This is a genomic window from Gilliamella sp. ESL1225 (genome assembly GCF_058502635.1).
The window spans coordinates 85,722-103,741 of sequence record NZ_CP196358.1 but is presented as its reverse complement, the minus strand read 5'-3'; the positions used below and the strand labels follow the sequence as shown (position 1 = coordinate 103,741).

16 protein-coding genes are annotated in these 18,020 nt (G+C 35.7%); 10 read left to right on the top strand and 6 right to left on the bottom strand.

All coding sequences use genetic code 11. From position 1 onward, the window contains the following. Window positions 1–84: 84 nt before the first annotated feature. Both xseA and xthA read right to left on the bottom strand, forming a co-directional pair. Entirely contained in the window at window positions 85–1,434 is a 1,350-nt protein-coding gene (xseA, locus tag ACSYSW_RS00430) for an exodeoxyribonuclease VII large subunit (protein ID WP_491706135.1), read from the bottom strand. 36 nt (window positions 1,435–1,470) lie between these two features. Next, complete coding sequence (gene xthA, locus ACSYSW_RS00425) at window positions 1,471–2,280, bottom strand: exodeoxyribonuclease III (protein ID WP_491705221.1); 810 nt, start codon at window positions 2,278–2,280, stop codon at window positions 1,471–1,473. A gap of 125 nt (window positions 2,281–2,405) precedes the next feature. On the opposite strand from xthA, the gene tyrA reads away from it, so the two are divergent. From tyrA to ACSYSW_RS00375, 10 genes are all read left to right on the top strand, one after another. Then, window positions 2,406–3,527 (top strand): bifunctional chorismate mutase/prephenate dehydrogenase, encoded by a 1,122-nt coding sequence (tyrA, locus tag ACSYSW_RS00420; protein ID WP_491705222.1) that lies wholly within the window; start codon window positions 2,406–2,408, stop codon window positions 3,525–3,527. Window positions 3,528–3,544: 17 nt separating this feature from the next. Further along, window positions 3,545–4,882 (top strand): phosphoglucosamine mutase, encoded by a 1,338-nt coding sequence (gene glmM / locus ACSYSW_RS00415; RefSeq protein WP_491705223.1) that lies wholly within the window; start codon window positions 3,545–3,547, stop codon window positions 4,880–4,882. 271 nt (window positions 4,883–5,153) lie between these two features. Then, a complete protein-coding gene (gene atpB / locus ACSYSW_RS00410) occupies window positions 5,154–5,921 on the top strand; it encodes a F0F1 ATP synthase subunit A (protein WP_491706136.1) in 768 nt (255 codons plus the stop codon). A 34-nt stretch (window positions 5,922–5,955) separates the two neighbouring features. Beyond that, window positions 5,956–6,183 carry a F0F1 ATP synthase subunit C gene (gene atpE, locus ACSYSW_RS00405; RefSeq protein ID WP_491705224.1) on the top strand — a complete coding sequence of 76 codons (228 nt, stop codon included), beginning with the start codon at window positions 5,956–5,958 and terminating at the stop codon, window positions 6,181–6,183. A gap of 30 nt (window positions 6,184–6,213) precedes the next feature. Then, a complete protein-coding gene (atpF, locus tag ACSYSW_RS00400; protein WP_491705225.1) occupies window positions 6,214–6,684 on the top strand; it encodes a F0F1 ATP synthase subunit B in 471 nt (156 codons plus the stop codon). Window positions 6,685–6,697: 13 nt separating this feature from the next. Further along, window positions 6,698–7,231, top strand: a complete 534-nt coding sequence (atpH, locus tag ACSYSW_RS00395; RefSeq protein WP_491705226.1) for a F0F1 ATP synthase subunit delta — start codon at window positions 6,698–6,700, stop codon at window positions 7,229–7,231. An 11-nt stretch (window positions 7,232–7,242) separates the two neighbouring features. Further along, window positions 7,243–8,784: a F0F1 ATP synthase subunit alpha gene (atpA, locus tag ACSYSW_RS00390; protein WP_491705227.1), complete on the top strand. Its 1,542-nt coding sequence runs from the start codon at window positions 7,243–7,245 to the stop codon at window positions 8,782–8,784. Window positions 8,785–8,798: 14 nt separating this feature from the next. Then, window positions 8,799–9,668, top strand: a complete 870-nt coding sequence (gene atpG, locus ACSYSW_RS00385) for a F0F1 ATP synthase subunit gamma (RefSeq protein WP_491705228.1) — start codon at window positions 8,799–8,801, stop codon at window positions 9,666–9,668. Window positions 9,669–9,718: 50 nt separating this feature from the next. After that, window positions 9,719–11,101 (top strand): F0F1 ATP synthase subunit beta, encoded by a 1,383-nt coding sequence (gene atpD / locus ACSYSW_RS00380; protein WP_491705229.1) that lies wholly within the window; start codon window positions 9,719–9,721, stop codon window positions 11,099–11,101. A 27-nt stretch (window positions 11,102–11,128) separates the two neighbouring features. Continuing rightward, entirely contained in the window at window positions 11,129–11,554 is a 426-nt protein-coding gene (locus ACSYSW_RS00375; RefSeq protein ID WP_491705230.1) for a F0F1 ATP synthase subunit epsilon, read from the top strand. A gap of 231 nt (window positions 11,555–11,785) precedes the next feature. On the opposite strand, the gene gyrB is transcribed toward ACSYSW_RS00375, so the two are convergent. From gyrB to dnaA, 4 genes are all read right to left on the bottom strand, one after another. Next, window positions 11,786–14,197: a DNA topoisomerase (ATP-hydrolyzing) subunit B gene (gene gyrB, locus ACSYSW_RS00370; protein ID WP_491705231.1), complete on the bottom strand. Its 2,412-nt coding sequence runs from the start codon at window positions 14,195–14,197 to the stop codon at window positions 11,786–11,788. A gap of 154 nt (window positions 14,198–14,351) precedes the next feature. Then, window positions 14,352–15,425, bottom strand: a complete 1,074-nt coding sequence (gene recF, locus ACSYSW_RS00365) for a DNA replication/repair protein RecF (RefSeq protein ID WP_491705232.1) — start codon at window positions 15,423–15,425, stop codon at window positions 14,352–14,354. A gap of 11 nt (window positions 15,426–15,436) precedes the next feature. Continuing rightward, window positions 15,437–16,540 carry a DNA polymerase III subunit beta gene (gene dnaN / locus ACSYSW_RS00360; protein ID WP_491705233.1) on the bottom strand — a complete coding sequence of 368 codons (1,104 nt, stop codon included), beginning with the start codon at window positions 16,538–16,540 and terminating at the stop codon, window positions 15,437–15,439. A 14-nt stretch (window positions 16,541–16,554) separates the two neighbouring features. Further along, the gene (gene dnaA / locus ACSYSW_RS00355) at window positions 16,555–17,913 is read right to left on the bottom strand and encodes a chromosomal replication initiator protein DnaA (RefSeq protein WP_491705234.1); all 1,359 of its coding nucleotides are present in this window, start codon (window positions 17,911–17,913) and stop codon (window positions 16,555–16,557) included. Between the last annotated feature and the right edge of the window lie 107 nt (window positions 17,914–18,020).

Below are 18,020 nucleotides of genomic sequence, written 5' to 3'. Positions count from 1 at the left end.
TTTTTATAATCGTTGCTCTTTAATGCAACATTCATTGACTATTATGCATGTATAGACAGCAATAACCAATGCCTTTCCATCGCATTATTTTTCGATTTGTGTTACTTGACTGATTAATTTTCCTTTTTTTAAACGTGTTACGATATGATCACCTATTTTAACTTGTTGGCTATTTTGTATTATATGATCTGTTTGATTTAACGTAACTGAATAACCACGCTCAAGCGTAGCTAATGGGCTTACTGTATTTAATTGGGTGGCTTGTAGTGTTAATAAATGTTTAGATGCAGTAAGTTTATTTTGAATAATATGCTGAATTTGCTGTTGTAATTGGGTAAATCTTTGTGTGAAATAAATAACTTTATTATGTGGAGATTCTTTAGCAAGTCTTCGTTCTAATAATTGATAACGATTTGTTTGTTTTATTAAATAATGTTCAATACTTGCCATTAATGCATGTTGATTAACTTGCAAGTGGTTAAGCCGTTTGGTTAATTTTGTTTGTGGATGGACAAGCTGTAAATGATGATTTAATTTAGCTAATTTTTCACGATATCTTACAATGAAATAATCCATCGCCATTGATAATTGTTGTTCATGGACTTGTAAGCGCTTAATTTGTTCGTTTTTATTGTGACTAACAAGCTCAGCTGCAGCTGATGGTGTTGCGGCACGAATATCAGCAACAAAATCCGCAATAGTAAAATCAATTTCGTGACCGACCGCGCTGATTATTGGTATTTGACTTGCAAAAATAGCACGGGCGACGACTTCTTCATTAAATGACCACAAATCTTCGAGTGATCCGCCACCACGACCGACAATAAGAACATCGCATTCTTGACGTAAATTAGCCGTTTGAATCATACTTGCAATTTGTTTCGCTGCTTCATTACCTTGTACTTGTGTTGGATAGATTATTAGCTTAAGACTTGGATCACGTCGGCTTAATATTTGACGAATGTCATGTAAAGCGGCGCCAGTTGATGACGTAATAATACCCACAACGCATGTATTTTGAGGTATAGGTTTTTTATGTATTTCATCAAATAAACCTTCAGATTTTAATTTTTGTTTTAATTCATCAAACTTTTGTTGTAAAAGACCCGCGCCAGCAGGTTGCATTTTATCAATGATTAATTGATATTCACCGCGAGCTTCATAAAGGGTGACATTGGCACTAACTAAAACTTGTTGTCCGTTTTGTGGAATAAAACCGGTACGAAAATTGGTATTACGAAACATCGCGCAGCGTATTTGGGCAGTTTCATCTTTAAGCGTAAAGTACCAGTGACCAGATGCAGGGCGAGAAAAATTTGAAATTTCACCGACTAACCAAATTTGACCAATCGCATCGCTGAGTAAATCTTTAACTAATTGATTCAGATCTTTGACCGATAAGACTTTGTCATTACTCATTTTATTATCATTCATCATTAATATCGCCCATAGTTATTTGTAAGTGATTATTTATGACTCTAATTTAAATTCCGCCCAAACGGGAGCATGATCAGAGGGTTTTTCCATGGCGCGAATATCATAATCAATGCCTGTATTTTGGCAATAATCGAGTAATTTTTGACTTGCAAGAATAAGATCAATACGTAAACCTGTGTTAGTATCAAATCCACGGGAGCGATAATCAAACCATGAATAATCAGTTGTTGAGGGATGTGCATTGCGATAGGTATCGATAAATCCTAGAGACATTAAGCTATTCATCCATTCACGTTCTTCTGGTAAAAATGCACATTTACCTGTTTTAAGCCAACGTTTACGATTAACATCCGCTATGCCAATATCAATATCAGTTGGACAAATATTCATATCACCCATAATAATTGTTAATTGAGCACTTAATTGATTTTTAACGAGATAATTATTAAGATCTTTATAAAACTTACGTTTTGCTGGGAATTTTATTTCATGATGTAATGATTCACCTTGTGGAAAATATCCATTAATAACGGTGAGATTGCCTTTCGGCGTTTCAAGCTCAACGATAATTAAGCGACGCTGAGCGTCAATGTCGTCAGTTGGAAATCCATATTTTACAGATAATGGTTTTTGTTTAGTTAAAATTGCAACACCATAATGCCCTTTTTGTCCATAATAACTTAAGTGATAACCGAATTGTTCAAGTTCAGCAAGTGGAAATTGATCATCATGGACTTTTGTTTCTTGCAAGCCAATTACATCTGGCTGATGCTTTTCGATAATGGCGGCTAATTGATGAATACGGGCGCGAAGACTATTAATATTAAATGAGATAATTTTCATAGTAAATTTATTCTATTTATAAAGAGGTTCATGATATTTCATCCTAGCAAAAATACGTTATACTGTTAAGTTATTACTGCAAAAGTTGTTATGATTGATATTATATCATAAAGGAAACATTAACGATGTCGAAGGAATTATTAGATTTAAGCGATGAAATCGACGCTATTGATAAATCTATTTTATCATTAATTAGTGAGCGATTAGCTTTAGTTGGTAAAGTTGGCGAAGTTAAAAGCGAGCTGGGTATGCCTATTTATGATCCCAAGGGTGAAGCAAGAATGCTCAGCATGCGACGAAAAGATGCTGAATTACAGGGAATATCGCCTAATCTTATTGAGGATATTTTACGTCGTTTAATGCGTGAATCTTATAACCATGAGAATAATCGAAGTTTTAAAAAACTTTATCAAGGGCTGGGTAGTATTGTCATTGTTGGTGGAAATGGGCAGATGGGGCGATTATTTAGCCGATTATTCACTATGTCAGGTTATCAGGTTAAAACGCTCGGTTCAAAAAATATGCATCAAGCCGCCGAGATGGTAGCTGATGCAGCGGCTGTCATTATTACTGTACCGATTAATAAGACCGAGGAGATTATTAAAAATCTTCCACCTTTACCAAAAGATTGTATTTTAACAGATTTTACTTCAATTAAAGCAAAACCGCTTGATGCGATGTTACGACAACATTTAGGGCCTGTTGTCGGTTTACATCCGATGTTTGGACCCGATGTACCCAATTTGGCGAAACAAATTATTGTTTATTGTGATGGTCGAGATGCTGATAAATATCAGTGGTTAATTGAACAAATGCGTATTTGGGGAGCAAACCTTTATGCAATTGATGCAAACGAACATGATAAATGCATGTCGTTTATTCAAGCATTACGTCATTTTACGTCGTTTACTTATGGTGTTAATTTACAAAAAGAAAATGTTGATTTAGAACAGCTTATTGCCCTTTCTTCGCCAATTTATCGTTTAGAGCTTATGATGGTTGGGCGATTATTTGCTCAAGATCCCCAATTATATGCTGATATTATTTTGTCATCTAACGAGAATATTGAATTAATTAAACGCTATTATGAGCGTTTTGGTAAAATGATCGAATTAATCGAGAATGGCGATAAAGAAAAATTTATTAACAGTTTTAATGATGTGACAGCATGGTTTGGAGAATATGCACAGCGTTTTATCAAAGAAAGCCAATCGATGTTAAAACTGGCAAATGATAATCGTGAATAATAATGTAGGAGACATAAATGTCAGAACGTAAATTTTTTGGCACCGATGGAATTCGTGGGCGTGTAGGTCAATATCCAATTACGCCAGATTTCGCTTTAAAGTTAGGATGGGCAGCTGGTCGAGTATTAGCTAAAGATGGTATAAAAAAGGTTATTATTGGTAAAGATACGCGTATATCTGGTTATATGCTTGAATCTGCATTAGAAGCCGGTTTTGCATCAGCAGGTGTTGCGGCGGCATTTACTGGACCTATGCCGACACCGGCTATTGCCTATTTAACGCGAACGTTTCGTGCTGATGCAGGTGTTGTCATTTCGGCATCACATAATCCATTTTATGATAATGGCATTAAATTTTTTTCGACCGATGGTAAAAAATTAGATGATGCTATTGAACTGCAAATCGAACAAGAACTCCAAAAAGAAATTGATTGCGTTGAATCCCAGCAACTTGGTCGAGCGAGTCGCATAACCGATGCTGCAGGTCGTTATATTGAATTTTGTAAAAGTACTTTTGATCATAATTTAAGTTTAGCGGGTTTAAAAATTGTGGTCGATTGTGCTAATGGTGCAACTTATCATATCGCGCCACAAGTTTTACAAGAGTTGGGCGCTGATGTCATTAAACTTGGTTGTGAGCCTGATGGTGTTAATATCAATGAAAATTGCGGTGCAACCAATGTAAAGTTATTAGCCGAGAAGGTCATTGAAGAAAAGGCAAATCTAGGTTTTGCATTGGATGGCGATGGTGATCGCATTATTATGGTTGATCACAAAGGGCGTAAAATTGATGGTGATTTAATTATTTATATTATTGCTCGGGAGGCTTTACGTAATGGTCAATTGCAAGGTGGTGTGGTTGGAACTTTAATGAGTAATATGGGACTTGAAATCGCTCTCAAAAATTTGGGGATTCCATTTGTCCGCGCCAATGTAGGTGATCGTTATGTGCTTGAAAAATTAATAGAAAGAAATTGGCGTCTTGGTGCAGAAAATTCAGGTCATGTTCTATTATTAGATAAAACAACGACAGGTGATGGAATCGTTGCTGGTTTACAAGTTTTAAGCGCAATGGTGCGTAATGATATGTCTTTAGCAGATTTATGCCAAGGTATGATAATGTTGCCACAGGTACTAATTAATGTTCAATTTAAAGCCAATAAAGATCCTTTAAATAACGTTAATGTGATTGAGACTATCAAACAAGTCGAAAATGAATTAAATGATAAAGGCAGAGTTCTTATACGTAAATCGGGTACAGAACCTTTAATTAGAGTAATGGTTGAAGGTAGTAATGAAGATGAGGTTAAAAAATTTGCTGAAAAAATTGCGCTTTCGGTAAAGGCAAATTGTTAGCTATATACGAGTTATATATGAAAGGTAAAACCGCTTTTTATCAATATGTTAGGGCGCTACATCTTTTATAATGATAATAATTTATGATAGAAAAATTTAATCAAAAAAATGCTTGCATTTAAATTTTCTGAATCTTTTATTGACTTTCTATAGGTTAGTGGGGTTAAAATACCGCACGTATTTTTATTAAAACGATAGTTTATCTCATTAAAGATAAATTTAATTCATTATTAATTTTAGGCAAGAGGGTTTTATGGCGGTTTCCTCTCCAATGACACCACAAGCTTACATTAAGCATCACCTTGAAAATTTACATGAAGGTACTGGATTTTGGTCATTAAATCTAGACTCTATGTTCTTTTCAATTCTATTAGGCGTTTTGTTTTTAGGGATCTTCTATCTTGTCGCTAGAAAAGCAACGAGTGGTGTACCGGGTAAATTACAATGTGCTATCGAAATGTTATTTGGATTTGTAAATGATACCGTTAAAGATATGTTCCATGGCAATAATAAGTTAATTGGCCCTTTGGCGTTAACTGTTTTTGTTTGGGTATTTTTAATGAATTTCATGGATCTTATTCCTATTGATTTTCTTCCATCTTTAGGTACATATTTTTTTGGTTTTGAACATTTAAGAGTAGTACCAACGGCAGATGTAAGTGTGACTATGTCAATGGCACTTGGTGTCTTTATTCTTATTATCATTTATTCCATTAAATTTAAGGGAATTAAAGGATTTATTAAAGAATATACGCTTCATCCTTTCAATCACTGGGCGTTTGCTCCTATCAATTTAGTTTTAGAGGTAGTAAGTCTATTAGCTAAGCCTGTTTCTTTAGGTCTACGTCTATTTGGTAATATGTATGCGGGTGAATTGATTTTTATTTTAATCGCAGCGTTATTGCCTTGGTGGTTTCAATGGGCATTATCTTTACCGTGGGCGATTTTCCATATTTTGATAATCACCTTACAAGCTTTTATTTTTATGGTGTTGACGATTGTTTATCTTGCGATGGCATCGGCAACAGATGATCATTAACCTTAAATTTTTTTATAATTAACTGGAGTATAAAATGGATAGTATGTTATTTATTGCCGCAGGCATAATGATGGGCTTAGCTGCCATTGGTGGTGCGGTAGGTATTGGTTTATTAGGGGGTAAATTTCTTGAAGGCGCCGCTCGTCAACCTGAACTAATGCCAATGTTAAGAACACAATTTTTTATCGTGATGGGTCTAGTCGATGCTATCCCTATGATTTGTGTGGGTATCGCGTTATATATTATTTTTGCGGTTGCATAACCTTATTAACAACTTAAGAGGAATTGTCTCATGAATATGAATGCAACTCTCCTCGGTCAAGCCATTACATTTGTATTGTTTGTATGGTTCTGCATGAAATTTATTTGGCCGCCGGTTATTCAAGCGATTGAAAAGCGTCAGAAAGAAATAGCCGATGGTCTTGCTTCAGCAGAAACAGCAAAAAAAGATTTGGAATTAGCCAAAGCAAATACAACTGATATCATGCAAAAGGCTAAGGTTGAGGCAAATATCATCATCGAGCAAGCGAATAAACGTAAAGCCGTTATTATTGATGAAGCACAGCAAGAAGCAGTACGCGAAAAAGAACGTATTATTGCTCAAGGACTTGCTGAAGTTGATGCAGAGCGTAAGCGTATGCAACAGGAGCTGAAGCAAAAAGTTGCGATGCTTGCTATTGCTGGTGCTGAAAAAATTATTGAACGCTCAGTTAATGAAGCCGCTAATAGCGACATCATTGATAAACTTGTCGCTGAATTATAAAAGGAAATGAGCAATGACTGACTTAATTACAATTGCTCGTCCTTATGCTAAAGCAGCGTTTGACTTTGCAGTAGAAAAAAATAGCTTAGAGTCATGGCTTAATATGTTGGTCTTTGCCGCTAAAGTGAGTGAAGATCCAAAAATTAACAGTTTGTTATTATCTGACACAAAACCTGATTCTATTGCTAAATTATTTATCCAAATTTGTGATAATGAAATTGATGAGTACGGCGCTAATTTTATTAAGGTAATGTCCGAAAATAAACGTTTATCTCTTTTGCCTCAAGTATTAATACTATTTGCGCAAATGAAATTAGACAAAGAATCACAGGCTGATGTTGAAGTGATTTCGGCAGAGCCTCTTTCTGAGTCTCAATTAGATAAAATTACTGCTTTTGTCGAAAAACGTTTATCTCGAAAAGTAAATTTGAAATGTGCTATCGATAAATCGCTCATTTCTGGATTTATTATTCGTTCGGGCGATATGGTTATAGATAGTAGTATCCGAGGGCGTTTAAATCGCTTAAATGAATCCCTCCAGTCTTAAGGGGACTGATAATGCAGCTAAATTCAACTGAAATAAGTGAACTAATTAAAGAACGGATTGATAAGTTCAATGTTGTGACAGAAGCTCACAATGAAGGAACTATCATATCTGTTAGTGATGGTATTCTCCGTATTTATGGACTAACTGATGTGATGCAGGGCGAAATGATCGCATTACCAGGAAATCGCTATGCGATTGCACTCAATCTTGAAAGAGATGCAGTTGGTGCCGTAGTTATGGGTGAGTATCAAGATCTTTCTGAAGGCATGAAAGTCCAATGTACAGGGCGTATTTTAGAAGTTCCTGTCGGTGATGGACTATTAGGTCGTGTCATTAATACACTCGGTCAGCCGATCGATGGAAAAGGCGCATTACAACATGATGGTTTTTCTCCTGTTGAAGTCGTTGCACCTGGCGTAATCGATCGTAAATCGGTCGATCAAGCGTTACAAACTGGCTATAAAGCTGTCGATTCAATGATTCCAATTGGTCGAGGTCAACGTGAGTTAATTATCGGTGACCGTCAAACAGGTAAAACGGCGTTAGCTATTGATGCAATTATCAATCAACGTGATTCAGGTGTTAAATGTATTTATGTTGCGATTGGTCAAAAACAATCGACCATTGCGAATGTTGTGCGTAAACTTGAAGAATATGGCGCGTTAAAAAATACGATTGTTGTGGTTGCATCTGCTTCTGAATCAGCAGCATTACAATATTTAGCCCCTTATGCAGGTTGCGCAATGGGTGAATATTTCCGCGACCGTGGTCAAGATGCGTTAATTGTTTATGATGACCTATCCAAACAAGCCGTTGCTTATCGTCAGATTTCGTTGTTACTTCGTCGTCCGCCTGGGCGTGAAGCTTATCCTGGTGATGTATTCTATTTACATTCTCGTTTATTAGAAAGAGCTGCACGTGTTAATGAAAGCTATGTTGAAGAATTCACGAAAGGACAAGTTAAAGGTAAAACAGGTTCATTAACGGCATTGCCTATTATTGAAACCCAAGCCGGTGACGTATCTGCCTTCGTACCAACAAATGTTATTTCAATAACAGATGGACAAATATTCTTAGAAACAAGTTTATTTAATGCGGGTATTAGACCTGCTGTTAACCCAGGTATTTCGGTTTCTCGTGTAGGGGGTGCTGCGCAAACTAAGATAATGAAAAAATTATCTGGTGGTATTCGTACAGCACTTGCTCAATATCGTGAACTTGCTGCGTTTTCACAATTTGCCTCTGATCTTGACGAAGCTACACGCAGTCAATTGAGTCATGGTGAAAAAGTAACAGAACTATTGAAGCAGAAGCAATATTCGCCAATGACAGTTGCTGAGCAATCTATAGCGCTTTATGCAGCAGAGCGCGGCTATCTTGAAGATGTTGAGCTTGCTAAAGTTCTACCTTTCCAAGATGCATTACTTGCTTATGCTCATAGTCAATATGCTGATTTAGTTAAGCTTATTGATGAAACAGGCAATTATAATGATGAGATTGAGAATCAGCTTAAAACATTACTTGAAAGCTTTAAGTCAACTCAGACATGGTAAGCATGAGGTAGAATATGGCTAATGCAAAAGAGATACGAACAAAAATTGCGAGTATCCAAAGCACGCAAAAAATTACCAAAGCTATGGAGATGGTAGCCAATTCTAAAATGCGTAAAACGCAAGATAGAATGGCTGCTAGCCGCCCTTATGCTGAAATGATTAGTGATGTGATAGGGCATTTAGCATTGGCTCAAGTTGGTGCAAAACATCCTTACCTTGCAGGACGAGAAATTAAACGTGTTGGTTATCTTGTCATATCAACCGATCGTGGTTTATGTGGTGGGTTAAATATTAACCTGTTTAAAACGGTTTTAGGGGATATGTCAAATTGGCATAAAAAAGGAGTTACTTCCGATCTTGCTATTATTGGGTCGCAAGGTGTTGGATTTTTTTCATCTCTAAAATCAAATATTTTGGCACAAGTGACAGGTTTAGGAGATACACCAACATTAGCTGATCTAATTGGTCCTGTAAAAACCATGCTGGAAGCCTTTGATAGTGGCAAAATTGATAGATTATATATTGTGACCAATAAATTTATCAATACCATGTCACAAAAGCCAGTTATACAGCAATTGTTACCGTTATCTGTATCTGATGATGAAGGACTTAAGGAATCATCATGGGATTATATTTATGAACCTGATGCTAAATCTTTATTTGAGATCATTTTAAGACGTTATATTGAATCGCAAGTTTATCAAGCAGTTGTTGAAAATTTAGCGAGTGAACAAGCGGCTAGAATGGTAGCAATGAAAGCAGCAACAGATAATGGTGCAAATTTAATTAATGAGTTACAAATTGTATATAACAAAGCACGTCAAAGTGCGATTACAAATGAATTAATTGATATTGTTTCAGGCGCATCGGCTGTATCGGGTTAGTGCTTATTTATTGGCTTTTATTTTTAAGATAAAGACGTAGAGGATTAAAAATGGCTACTGGAAAGATTGTCCAGATCATCGGCGCTGTAGTTGATGTTGAATTCCCAGAAGATGCAGTTCCAAAAATATATGATGCATTAGAAGTCGACACAGGCACTGAAAAATTAGTTTTAGAAGTCCAACAACAATTAGGTGGTGGCATTGTTTGTTGTATTGCTATGGGATCATCTGATGGTTTAAGACGTGGATTAAGTGTTGTTAATACAGGACATGGCATTGAGGTGCCAGTTGGTGTTAAAACGCTTGGTCGTATTATGAATGTACTAGGTGAGCCTGTTGATAAAGAAGGACCAATTGATGCACCTGAATCATTACCAATTCATCGTGATCCTCCTTCATATGAAGAGCTTGCCAATTCAACTGAATTACTTGAAACAGGTATTAAAGTTATTGACTTGATTTGCCCATTTGCAAAAGGGGGTAAAGTCGGTTTATTCGGTGGTGCTGGTGTAGGTAAAACCGTTAATATGATGGAGTTGATCCGTAATATTGCGATTGAACATTCTGGTTATTCAGTATTTACGGGGGTTGGTGAACGTACTCGTGAAGGGAATGACTTTTATCATGAAATGAAAGATTCAAACGTTCTTGATAAAGTATCTCTTGTTTATGGACAAATGAATGAGCCACCAGGGAACCGTTTACGTGTTGCGTTAACAGGATTAACACTGGCTGAGAAATTCCGTGATGAAGGGCGTGATGTATTATTATTTATTGATAATATTTACCGTTATACTTTAGCCGGTACTGAAGTATCAGCATTATTAGGTCGTATGCCATCAGCTGTAGGTTATCAGCCAACGCTTGCTGAAGAAATGGGTTTATTACAAGAACGTATTACTTCAACAAAAACCGGTTCGATTACTTCGATACAAGCAGTTTATGTACCAGCCGATGACTTAACCGATCCATCACCAGCAACGACGTTTGCGCATTTAGATGCAACGATTGTTTTAAGTCGCCAAATTGCGTCATTAGGGATTTACCCAGCGGTTGATCCACTTGATTCTACTAGTCGACAATTAGATCCGTTAGTTGTTGGGCAAGAGCATTATAATTGTGCTCGTGGCGTACAATCTATTTTACAACGTTACCAAGAATTAAAAGATATTATTGCGATTCTCGGTATGGATGAGCTTTCAGAAGACGATAAACTGATTGTTGCACGTGCACGTAAGATTCAACGCTTCTTGTCACAACCGTTCTTCGTTGCTGAAGTATTTACAGGTAGTCCAGGTAAATATGTTCCATTAAAAGATACGATTAGTGCATTTAATGGCATCATGAATGGCGAATACGATCATCTTCCTGAACAAGCATTCTATATGGTTGGCTCAATTGACGAAGTCATTGAGAAAGCTAAATCTCTTTAAGGGATTTATTGAAAGGAGTAGAGAATTATGGCACTAACTTCCTATCAATTAGAAGTCGTTAGTGCTGAAGCTCATTTATTTTCAGGTGAGGTTCAGCGAATAAGGGTAACGGGTAGTGAAGGGGAATTAGGTATTTTTCCTGGTCATACACCGTTATTAACAACGATAAAACCTGGAATGGTTGGGATTGTTAAAGCAAATAATGAAGAAGAATTTATTTATCTTTCGGGAGGAATTTTAGAAGTTCAACCGAAAAAAGTTATTCTTCTGGCTGATACAGCGATCCGTGGCGAAGATTTAGATGAGGCAAGAGCTCAAGAATCTGTTAGACAAGCGCAAGAAAAGATTCAAAATTCCAGTAAGGATAAATCTTTTGCTGAAGCATCAGCGGAATTGTCTAAAGCACTAGCAAAACTTAAAGTTATTGAATTAACACGTCGTATTAATCAATAAACGGTGGTCGTTTTTTAACTAATAAAAAAGCCTATAGCATAATGGTTATAGGCTTTTTTTATGGGTATTTTCCTAAATGATCATTATATAAATGACATTTACGATCAGTGCCATTTATAAATAAAATTAAGCTAACAATAAAATTGCGGTGTTTAATTGAGTGTTAGTGAGTAAACAAAAATAAAAAAATCTGGACAATTGTCCAGATTTTAAAAGAACAGTCAAAAGATATTAAAAATCTAAATTCGCAGCTTTTAACGCATTTTCTTCAATAAATAGGCGACGTGGTTCAACTTCATCACCCATCAAAGTTGTAAATAATTGATCTGCTTCAATAGCGTCTTTAACGGTTACTTGTAACATTCGACGACTATTTGGATCCATGGTTGTTTCCCATAATTGTTCAGGATTCATTTCACCTAATCCTTTATACCGTTGAATCATCAGTCCACGACGAGATTCTTTAATTAACCAATCAACGGCTTCTTCAAATGAATCGACAGGTTGGCGGCGTTCACCACGTCGAATATAAGCACCATCTTCAATTAAATGAGAAAGCTGAGATCCTAAATGACAAATATTGCGGTATTCATTACTGTGAATAAACACTTGATCTAAAGCATAGCTTGAATCAACACCATGTGTTTTAACTTTAATAACCGGAATATAAAGGTGCTGGTGTTCGTTGTAAATCACACTGTAATTATAGGTACTTCCATGTTGTTCATGGCTAGTTAGTATATCAACTAATTGTTGTGACCAATCGATTACCTTTTGCTTATCTTGCATCATATCTTCTGTTAAAACAGGGTGGTAAATCAGTGCAGAAAGTAATGCTTTAGGATAACGACGCTCCATTTTTTGAATTAATTTCTCAACTTTTTGGTATTCAGCAATTAATTTTTCTAACGCTTGGCCTGCTAATGGCGGCGCATCAGCATTAACATGAAGAGAAGCATCTTCAAGCGCTAATGTAATTTGAAATTGTGTCATTGCATCATCATCTTTAATGTATTGCTCTTGTTTACCTTTTTTCACTTTATACAAAGGTGGCTGTGCTATATACACATAACCACGTTCAATGATTTCTGGCATTTGACGATAAAAGAATGTTAATAAAAGCGTACGAATATGTGAGCCATCGACATCGGCATCGGTCATAATAATAATATTATGGTAACGCATTTTATCAGGGTTATACTCATCTCGACCAATACCACATCCTAATGCCGTAATTAAGGTTGCAACTTCTTGTGAAGATAGCATTTTATCAAAACGGGCTTTTTCGACGTTTAAGATCTTACCTTTTAACGGTAAGATAGCTTGATTTTTACGGTTTCGTCCTTGTTTAGCCGAGCCCCCCGCTGAGTCCCCTTCCACGAGGTAAAGCTCAGACAAAGCAGGATCTTTTTCTTGGCAATCAGCAAGTTTACCCGGTAATCCGCCTAAATCAAGCGCCCCTTTACGTCTTGTCATTTCACGTGCTTTACGGGCAGCTTCACGTGCTCTTGCGGCATCGATAATTTTACCGACAATAATTTTTGCATCATTCGGGCTTTCAAGTAAATATTCGGTGAGCTTTTCATTCATGACCGATTCAACAGCAGATTTAACTTCTGATGAAACTAATTTATCTTTAGTTTGTGATGAGAATTTAGGATCCGGTACTTTAACAGATACAACCGCAATTAATCCTTCACGCGCATCATCACCCGTTGCGCTAATTTTAGCTTTTTTGCTATATCCTTCTGATTCCATGTAATTATTTAAAGTTCGCGTCATTGCGCCACGGAATCCGGCTAAGTGGGTACCACCATCACGTTGGGGTATATTATTGGTAAAACAATAGATATTTTCTTGATAACCATCATTCCATTGTAAAGCAACTTCAACACCAATATTGTCTTTTTCAGTACTAAAATAGAATATTTTAGGGTGAATAGGATTTTTATTTTTATTTAAATATTCAACAAAAGCTTGAATACCACCCGCGTAATGATAGTTTTCATGTTTACCTGTGCGTTCGTCAGTGAGATTAATGGCAACACCTGAATTTAAGAATGATAATTCACGTAAACGCTTAGCTAAAATTTCATAAATAAATTCGATGTTGGAAAAGGTTTGTGGTGAAGGCCAAAAACGAACATAAGTGCCTGATTCGGTCGTATCTCCGATGACTTTTAATGGCGCATCAGGCACACCAAGGCGATAAATTTGTTGATGGATTTTACTTTCACGATAAATAATTAACTCAAGCTTGTCCGATAAGGCATTAACAACTGAGACGCCAACACCGTGTAAACCACCTGATACTTTATAAGAATTATCATCAAATTTACCGCCAGCATGTAAAACGGTCATAATTACTTCGGCAGCCGAAATCCCCTCTTCTTTATGAATGTCAGTTGGAATACCTCGACCATTATCGCGAATGGAAACAGAATTATCAGGATGAATGGTGACATCAATGCTTGTACAATAACCTGCTAATGCTTCGTCAATTGCATTGTCAACAACTTCAAAAACCATATGGTGAAGACCAGTACCATCATCAGTATCACCAATATACATACCCGGACGTTTACGGACAGCATCAAGCCCTTTAAGAACTTTGATGCTTGAAGAATCATAAGAGTTCGACATGAATTTCTCTACTTTAGTTGATTGTATTTTTCAGTTATTACATCCTTTTTGACTTATCAAAATAAGGCTATATTTGAGAATAAAGATTAACCAATGCGTAATTGAGTTGTTTCTTTAGTTCAATGTCATAGGATATAAAAAAGGATGTGTATAATTAGGTAATTATACCAGATTTAATGTAAAAAATCTTAGAATTTTCATCGATCATATGGCTAACTTGATCATAATGAACAGCGCTAATAAATACTTGAGAATGAGTTGATTTTAATCTTTTTGCGAGTAATTGACGTTTGCTTTCGTCTAATTCTGATGCAAAATCATCAAGCAAGTATATACAAGATTGTTTTGTTGTCGTTGAATAATATTCTCCTTGTGCAAGTCGCATTGAGCACATTAATAATTTTAGTTGCCCTCGAGAAAATAAATCTTCGACAGGAACATTATCAATGCGTAAACGTAATTCCGCTTTATGAGGTCCTTGTGAGGTATAATTTAATGCTTTATCACGTTCATAAGATTTAAATAAAACATCCGCGTAATCCATATTAGGATCCCAACCTTGGTAATAATGACATTCCAAAGCATATTCTGGTAAAAATGCGTTTGTTGTATTAATAATTTCGGGAAAAATATGTTGGGTATAATCAGCTCGAATTTGTGTGATCTTATTTGCGATCGGAATAATTTCGCGATCCCAATTTAATAATTGATTATAATTAGGCGATTGTTTTAGTAAGGCATTACGCTGCTTAAATAATCTTCTTAAATTATTCCATAAAATATAAAATTCAGGGTAATGATGAAAACATCCCCAGTCAATATAAGCACGTCGAAATTTTGGACCGCCGGTGAGTAAATCAAACCCTTCAGGATTAATTAATTGTATTGGAAGAAGCTTTGCTAAATCAGTTAAGCGATAACCTTCGTCATTATCTATTTTAATTTTATTATCATTGTTACGTGTTTTAGCAAGTCCAATCGTACGTTGGCTATCATTAGCCGTTTCAATTTTACTATATAAAACGAATTCATTTTGCTGATGCTGAATAATTCGATTTGATTGGTTATGACGAAAAGAGCGTCCGTGACCGAGCATATAAATAGCTTCTAGAAAGCTCGTTTTTCCACTTCCATTGTCGCCAATAATAAAATTAAAAGTTGGCGATAATGACAATTCCGCGAAACAAATATTGCGAAAATAATGCAGATTTAAATGCGAAATTGTCATAATGAAAAAAATTATAATCGCATAGGCATAACAACGTAAGTTGCAGACGGGTCATCAAGGTTTTCAATTTGTACGCTTGATGTTGCATCAGTTAATAATAACTCGACTGAATCACATTTTAAGGTATTTAAAATATCAAGCAAATAGGTTACATTAAAACCAATTTCGAGTTCAGGCGAATTATATTTTACATCGACAATTTCTTCTGCTTCTTCTTGTTCTGGATTATTCGCGGTAATTTTTATTTGATGATTATTTGCATAAAGTCTAATGCCGCGAAATTTTTCGTTGGATAATATGGCAACCCGCGATAAAGCATTTTTTAATTCATCACAATCTACGTGAAGTTTTTTATCCGGATTACGAGGTAAGACACGTTTATAATCTGGAAAACGACCATCAATTAATTTTGATGTAAACGTAAAATCGGCAAGTTTTACACGTAAATTATTACTGCCAATTTGCATACTAATTAAATCATCATTATCGCCAACTAATTTTGCTAATTCGATTACCCCTTTACGCGGTAGAATGACAGTACAGGGTTTTTCAATGTTCTGCCCAATAGGTAATGAACAAACTGCCAAACGATGGCCATCGGTTGCAACTGTTTTTAATAATCCATCTTCAATTTCAAATAACATACCATTTAGATAATAGCGAACATCTTGGTTTGCCATTGAAAATTGCGTTGAGTCAATTAATCGTTTTACGGTTTTTTGTGGTATTGAGAAATCAATATCACTTTGCCAGTTTTCTAAATTTGGAAAATCATGTACTGGTAATGTTGCTAACGAGAATTTACTACGACCTGATTGAATTATTAAACGGTTATCATCGAGCGTTACTGAAATTTGAGCATCACTAGGCAAATTACGGCAAATATCAAGAAATTTACGAGCAGGCACGGTTGTAGCACCGGCTTCACTTGATTCTATAAGTGGTAAATGAGCAATCATTTCAATTTCAAGATCAGTACCTGTCATTGATAACATATTATCGCTTACTTGTAATAAAAGATTACCTAATATAGGTAAAGTAGGGCGACTACTTAAAGGGGCGCTAACAAGTTGTAAAGGTTTAATAAGTTTTTCGCGATCAATAATAAATTTCATAGGGTTTATTCTTTTTAAGTTGATAAAGTGCGAATTAAATTAGAATAATCTTCTTTAATATCATTGCTTTCTTCTCTTAACTCGGCAATTTTACGGCACGCATGTAAGACGGTTGTATGATCTCGTCCACCAAAGCCATCGCCAATTTCAGGTAAGCTTTTGTTAGTTAATTCTTTAGCGAGTGCCATGGCAATTTGCCTTGGTCTTGCAACCGAGCGTGATCGCCTTTTCGATAATAAATCGGCGACCTTAATTTTGTAATATTCGGCGACAGTTTTTTGTATATTTTCAATAGTAACGAGTTTTTCTTGCAAGGCAAGTAAATCTTTTAAGGCGTCTTTTACGAAATCAATCGTAATAGATTTGCCAGTAAAGTTTGCATTCGCAATAACTCGATTAAGTGCACCTTCTAATTCACGGACATTTGAACGTAATCGCTTAGCAATAAAGAATGCGACTTCTTCAGGTAATTTAATTTTGTTTTCTTCAGCTTTTTTCATTAATATCGCTACGCGAGTTTCAAGCTCCGGTGGCTCTATGGCGATAGTCAATCCCCATCCAAAACGCGATTTTAATCTATCTTCGACACCATTAATTTCTTTAGGATAACGATCTGACGTTAAAATAATTTGTTGATTACCTTCTAGAAGTGAGTTAAAAGTGTGAAAAAATTCTTCTTGCGATCGTTCTTTATTAGCAAAAAATTGAATATCATCAATGAGTAAAGCATCGACTGAACGATAATAACTTTTAAATTCTTCAATAGCATTATTTTGTAATGCTTTTACCATATCTTGTACAAATCGTTCCGAATGCATATAGACAACTTTGGCATCTTTTTTAAAATGAAGAATTTGGTTGCCAACTGCTTGCAATAAATGTGTTTTACCAAGTCCAGTCGAACCATATAAGAATAAAGGGTTATAGGCTTTACCTGGGTTTTGAGCCACTTGTTTTGCTGCAGCGACAGCAAGCTGGTTTGATTTACCTTCAACAAAACTATTAAATGTATGCTTATGATTAAGATTTGAATTATAGGTATGAGTTGTGCTCTTACCTTTAGTTGTCTTCCAAGCGGGTAGGACTTCGGGTTTTGTCGGTGGATTCGTACTTTTTTTATCTTGCGGTAAGCTTGAGCCAACCTCAAGATGTAACTTAGGAGCATTATTATTTAATAGGGTGTTTAATAATGCGGAAATATGTGATAGGTATTTATTTCTGACCCAATCTAAAACAAATTTATTTGGGGCATAAATAAATAATTTATTATCCACCAATTGTGCTTGTAATGGACGAATCCATAGATTGAATTCCGTTGTGGGTAATTCTTCTTGTAGTTGCAACAGACAATCTTGCCATATATCGGTAGACACCCTAACTCCTTTAATAAAATATAAAGATGATCGTGGAGTGATTATAATAGTTTTTGACGATCTTTTATAGATCTGAAGGGCGATATAATTTTTTATTGATTAAAAGT

Coding starts and splice junctions, on each gene's coding strand:
- tyrA (WP_491705222.1), top strand. CDS start 2,406: ATGTCGAAGGAATTATTAGATTTAAGCGATGAAATCGACGCTATTGAT.
- ACSYSW_RS00375 (WP_491705230.1), top strand. CDS start 11,129: ATGGCACTAACTTCCTATCAATTAGAAGTCGTTAGTGCTGAAGCTCAT.
- atpB (WP_491706136.1), top strand. CDS start 5,154: ATGACACCACAAGCTTACATTAAGCATCACCTTGAAAATTTACATGAA.
- xseA (WP_491706135.1), bottom strand. CDS start 1,434: ATGAATGATAATAAAATGAGTAATGACAAAGTCTTATCGGTCAAAGAT.
- gyrB (WP_491705231.1), bottom strand. CDS start 14,197: ATGTCGAACTCTTATGATTCTTCAAGCATCAAAGTTCTTAAAGGGCTT.
- atpH (WP_491705226.1), top strand. CDS start 6,698: ATGACTGACTTAATTACAATTGCTCGTCCTTATGCTAAAGCAGCGTTT.
- dnaN (WP_491705233.1), bottom strand. CDS start 16,540: ATGAAATTTATTATTGATCGCGAAAAACTTATTAAACCTTTACAACTT.
- atpA (WP_491705227.1), top strand. CDS start 7,243: ATGCAGCTAAATTCAACTGAAATAAGTGAACTAATTAAAGAACGGATT.
- atpF (WP_491705225.1), top strand. CDS start 6,214: ATGAATATGAATGCAACTCTCCTCGGTCAAGCCATTACATTTGTATTG.
- atpE (WP_491705224.1), top strand. CDS start 5,956: ATGGATAGTATGTTATTTATTGCCGCAGGCATAATGATGGGCTTAGCT.
- recF (WP_491705232.1), bottom strand. CDS start 15,425: ATGACAATTTCGCATTTAAATCTGCATTATTTTCGCAATATTTGTTTC.
- xthA (WP_491705221.1), bottom strand. CDS start 2,280: ATGAAAATTATCTCATTTAATATTAATAGTCTTCGCGCCCGTATTCAT.
- glmM (WP_491705223.1), top strand. CDS start 3,545: ATGTCAGAACGTAAATTTTTTGGCACCGATGGAATTCGTGGGCGTGTA.
- atpG (WP_491705228.1), top strand. CDS start 8,799: ATGGCTAATGCAAAAGAGATACGAACAAAAATTGCGAGTATCCAAAGC.
- atpD (WP_491705229.1), top strand. CDS start 9,719: ATGGCTACTGGAAAGATTGTCCAGATCATCGGCGCTGTAGTTGATGTT.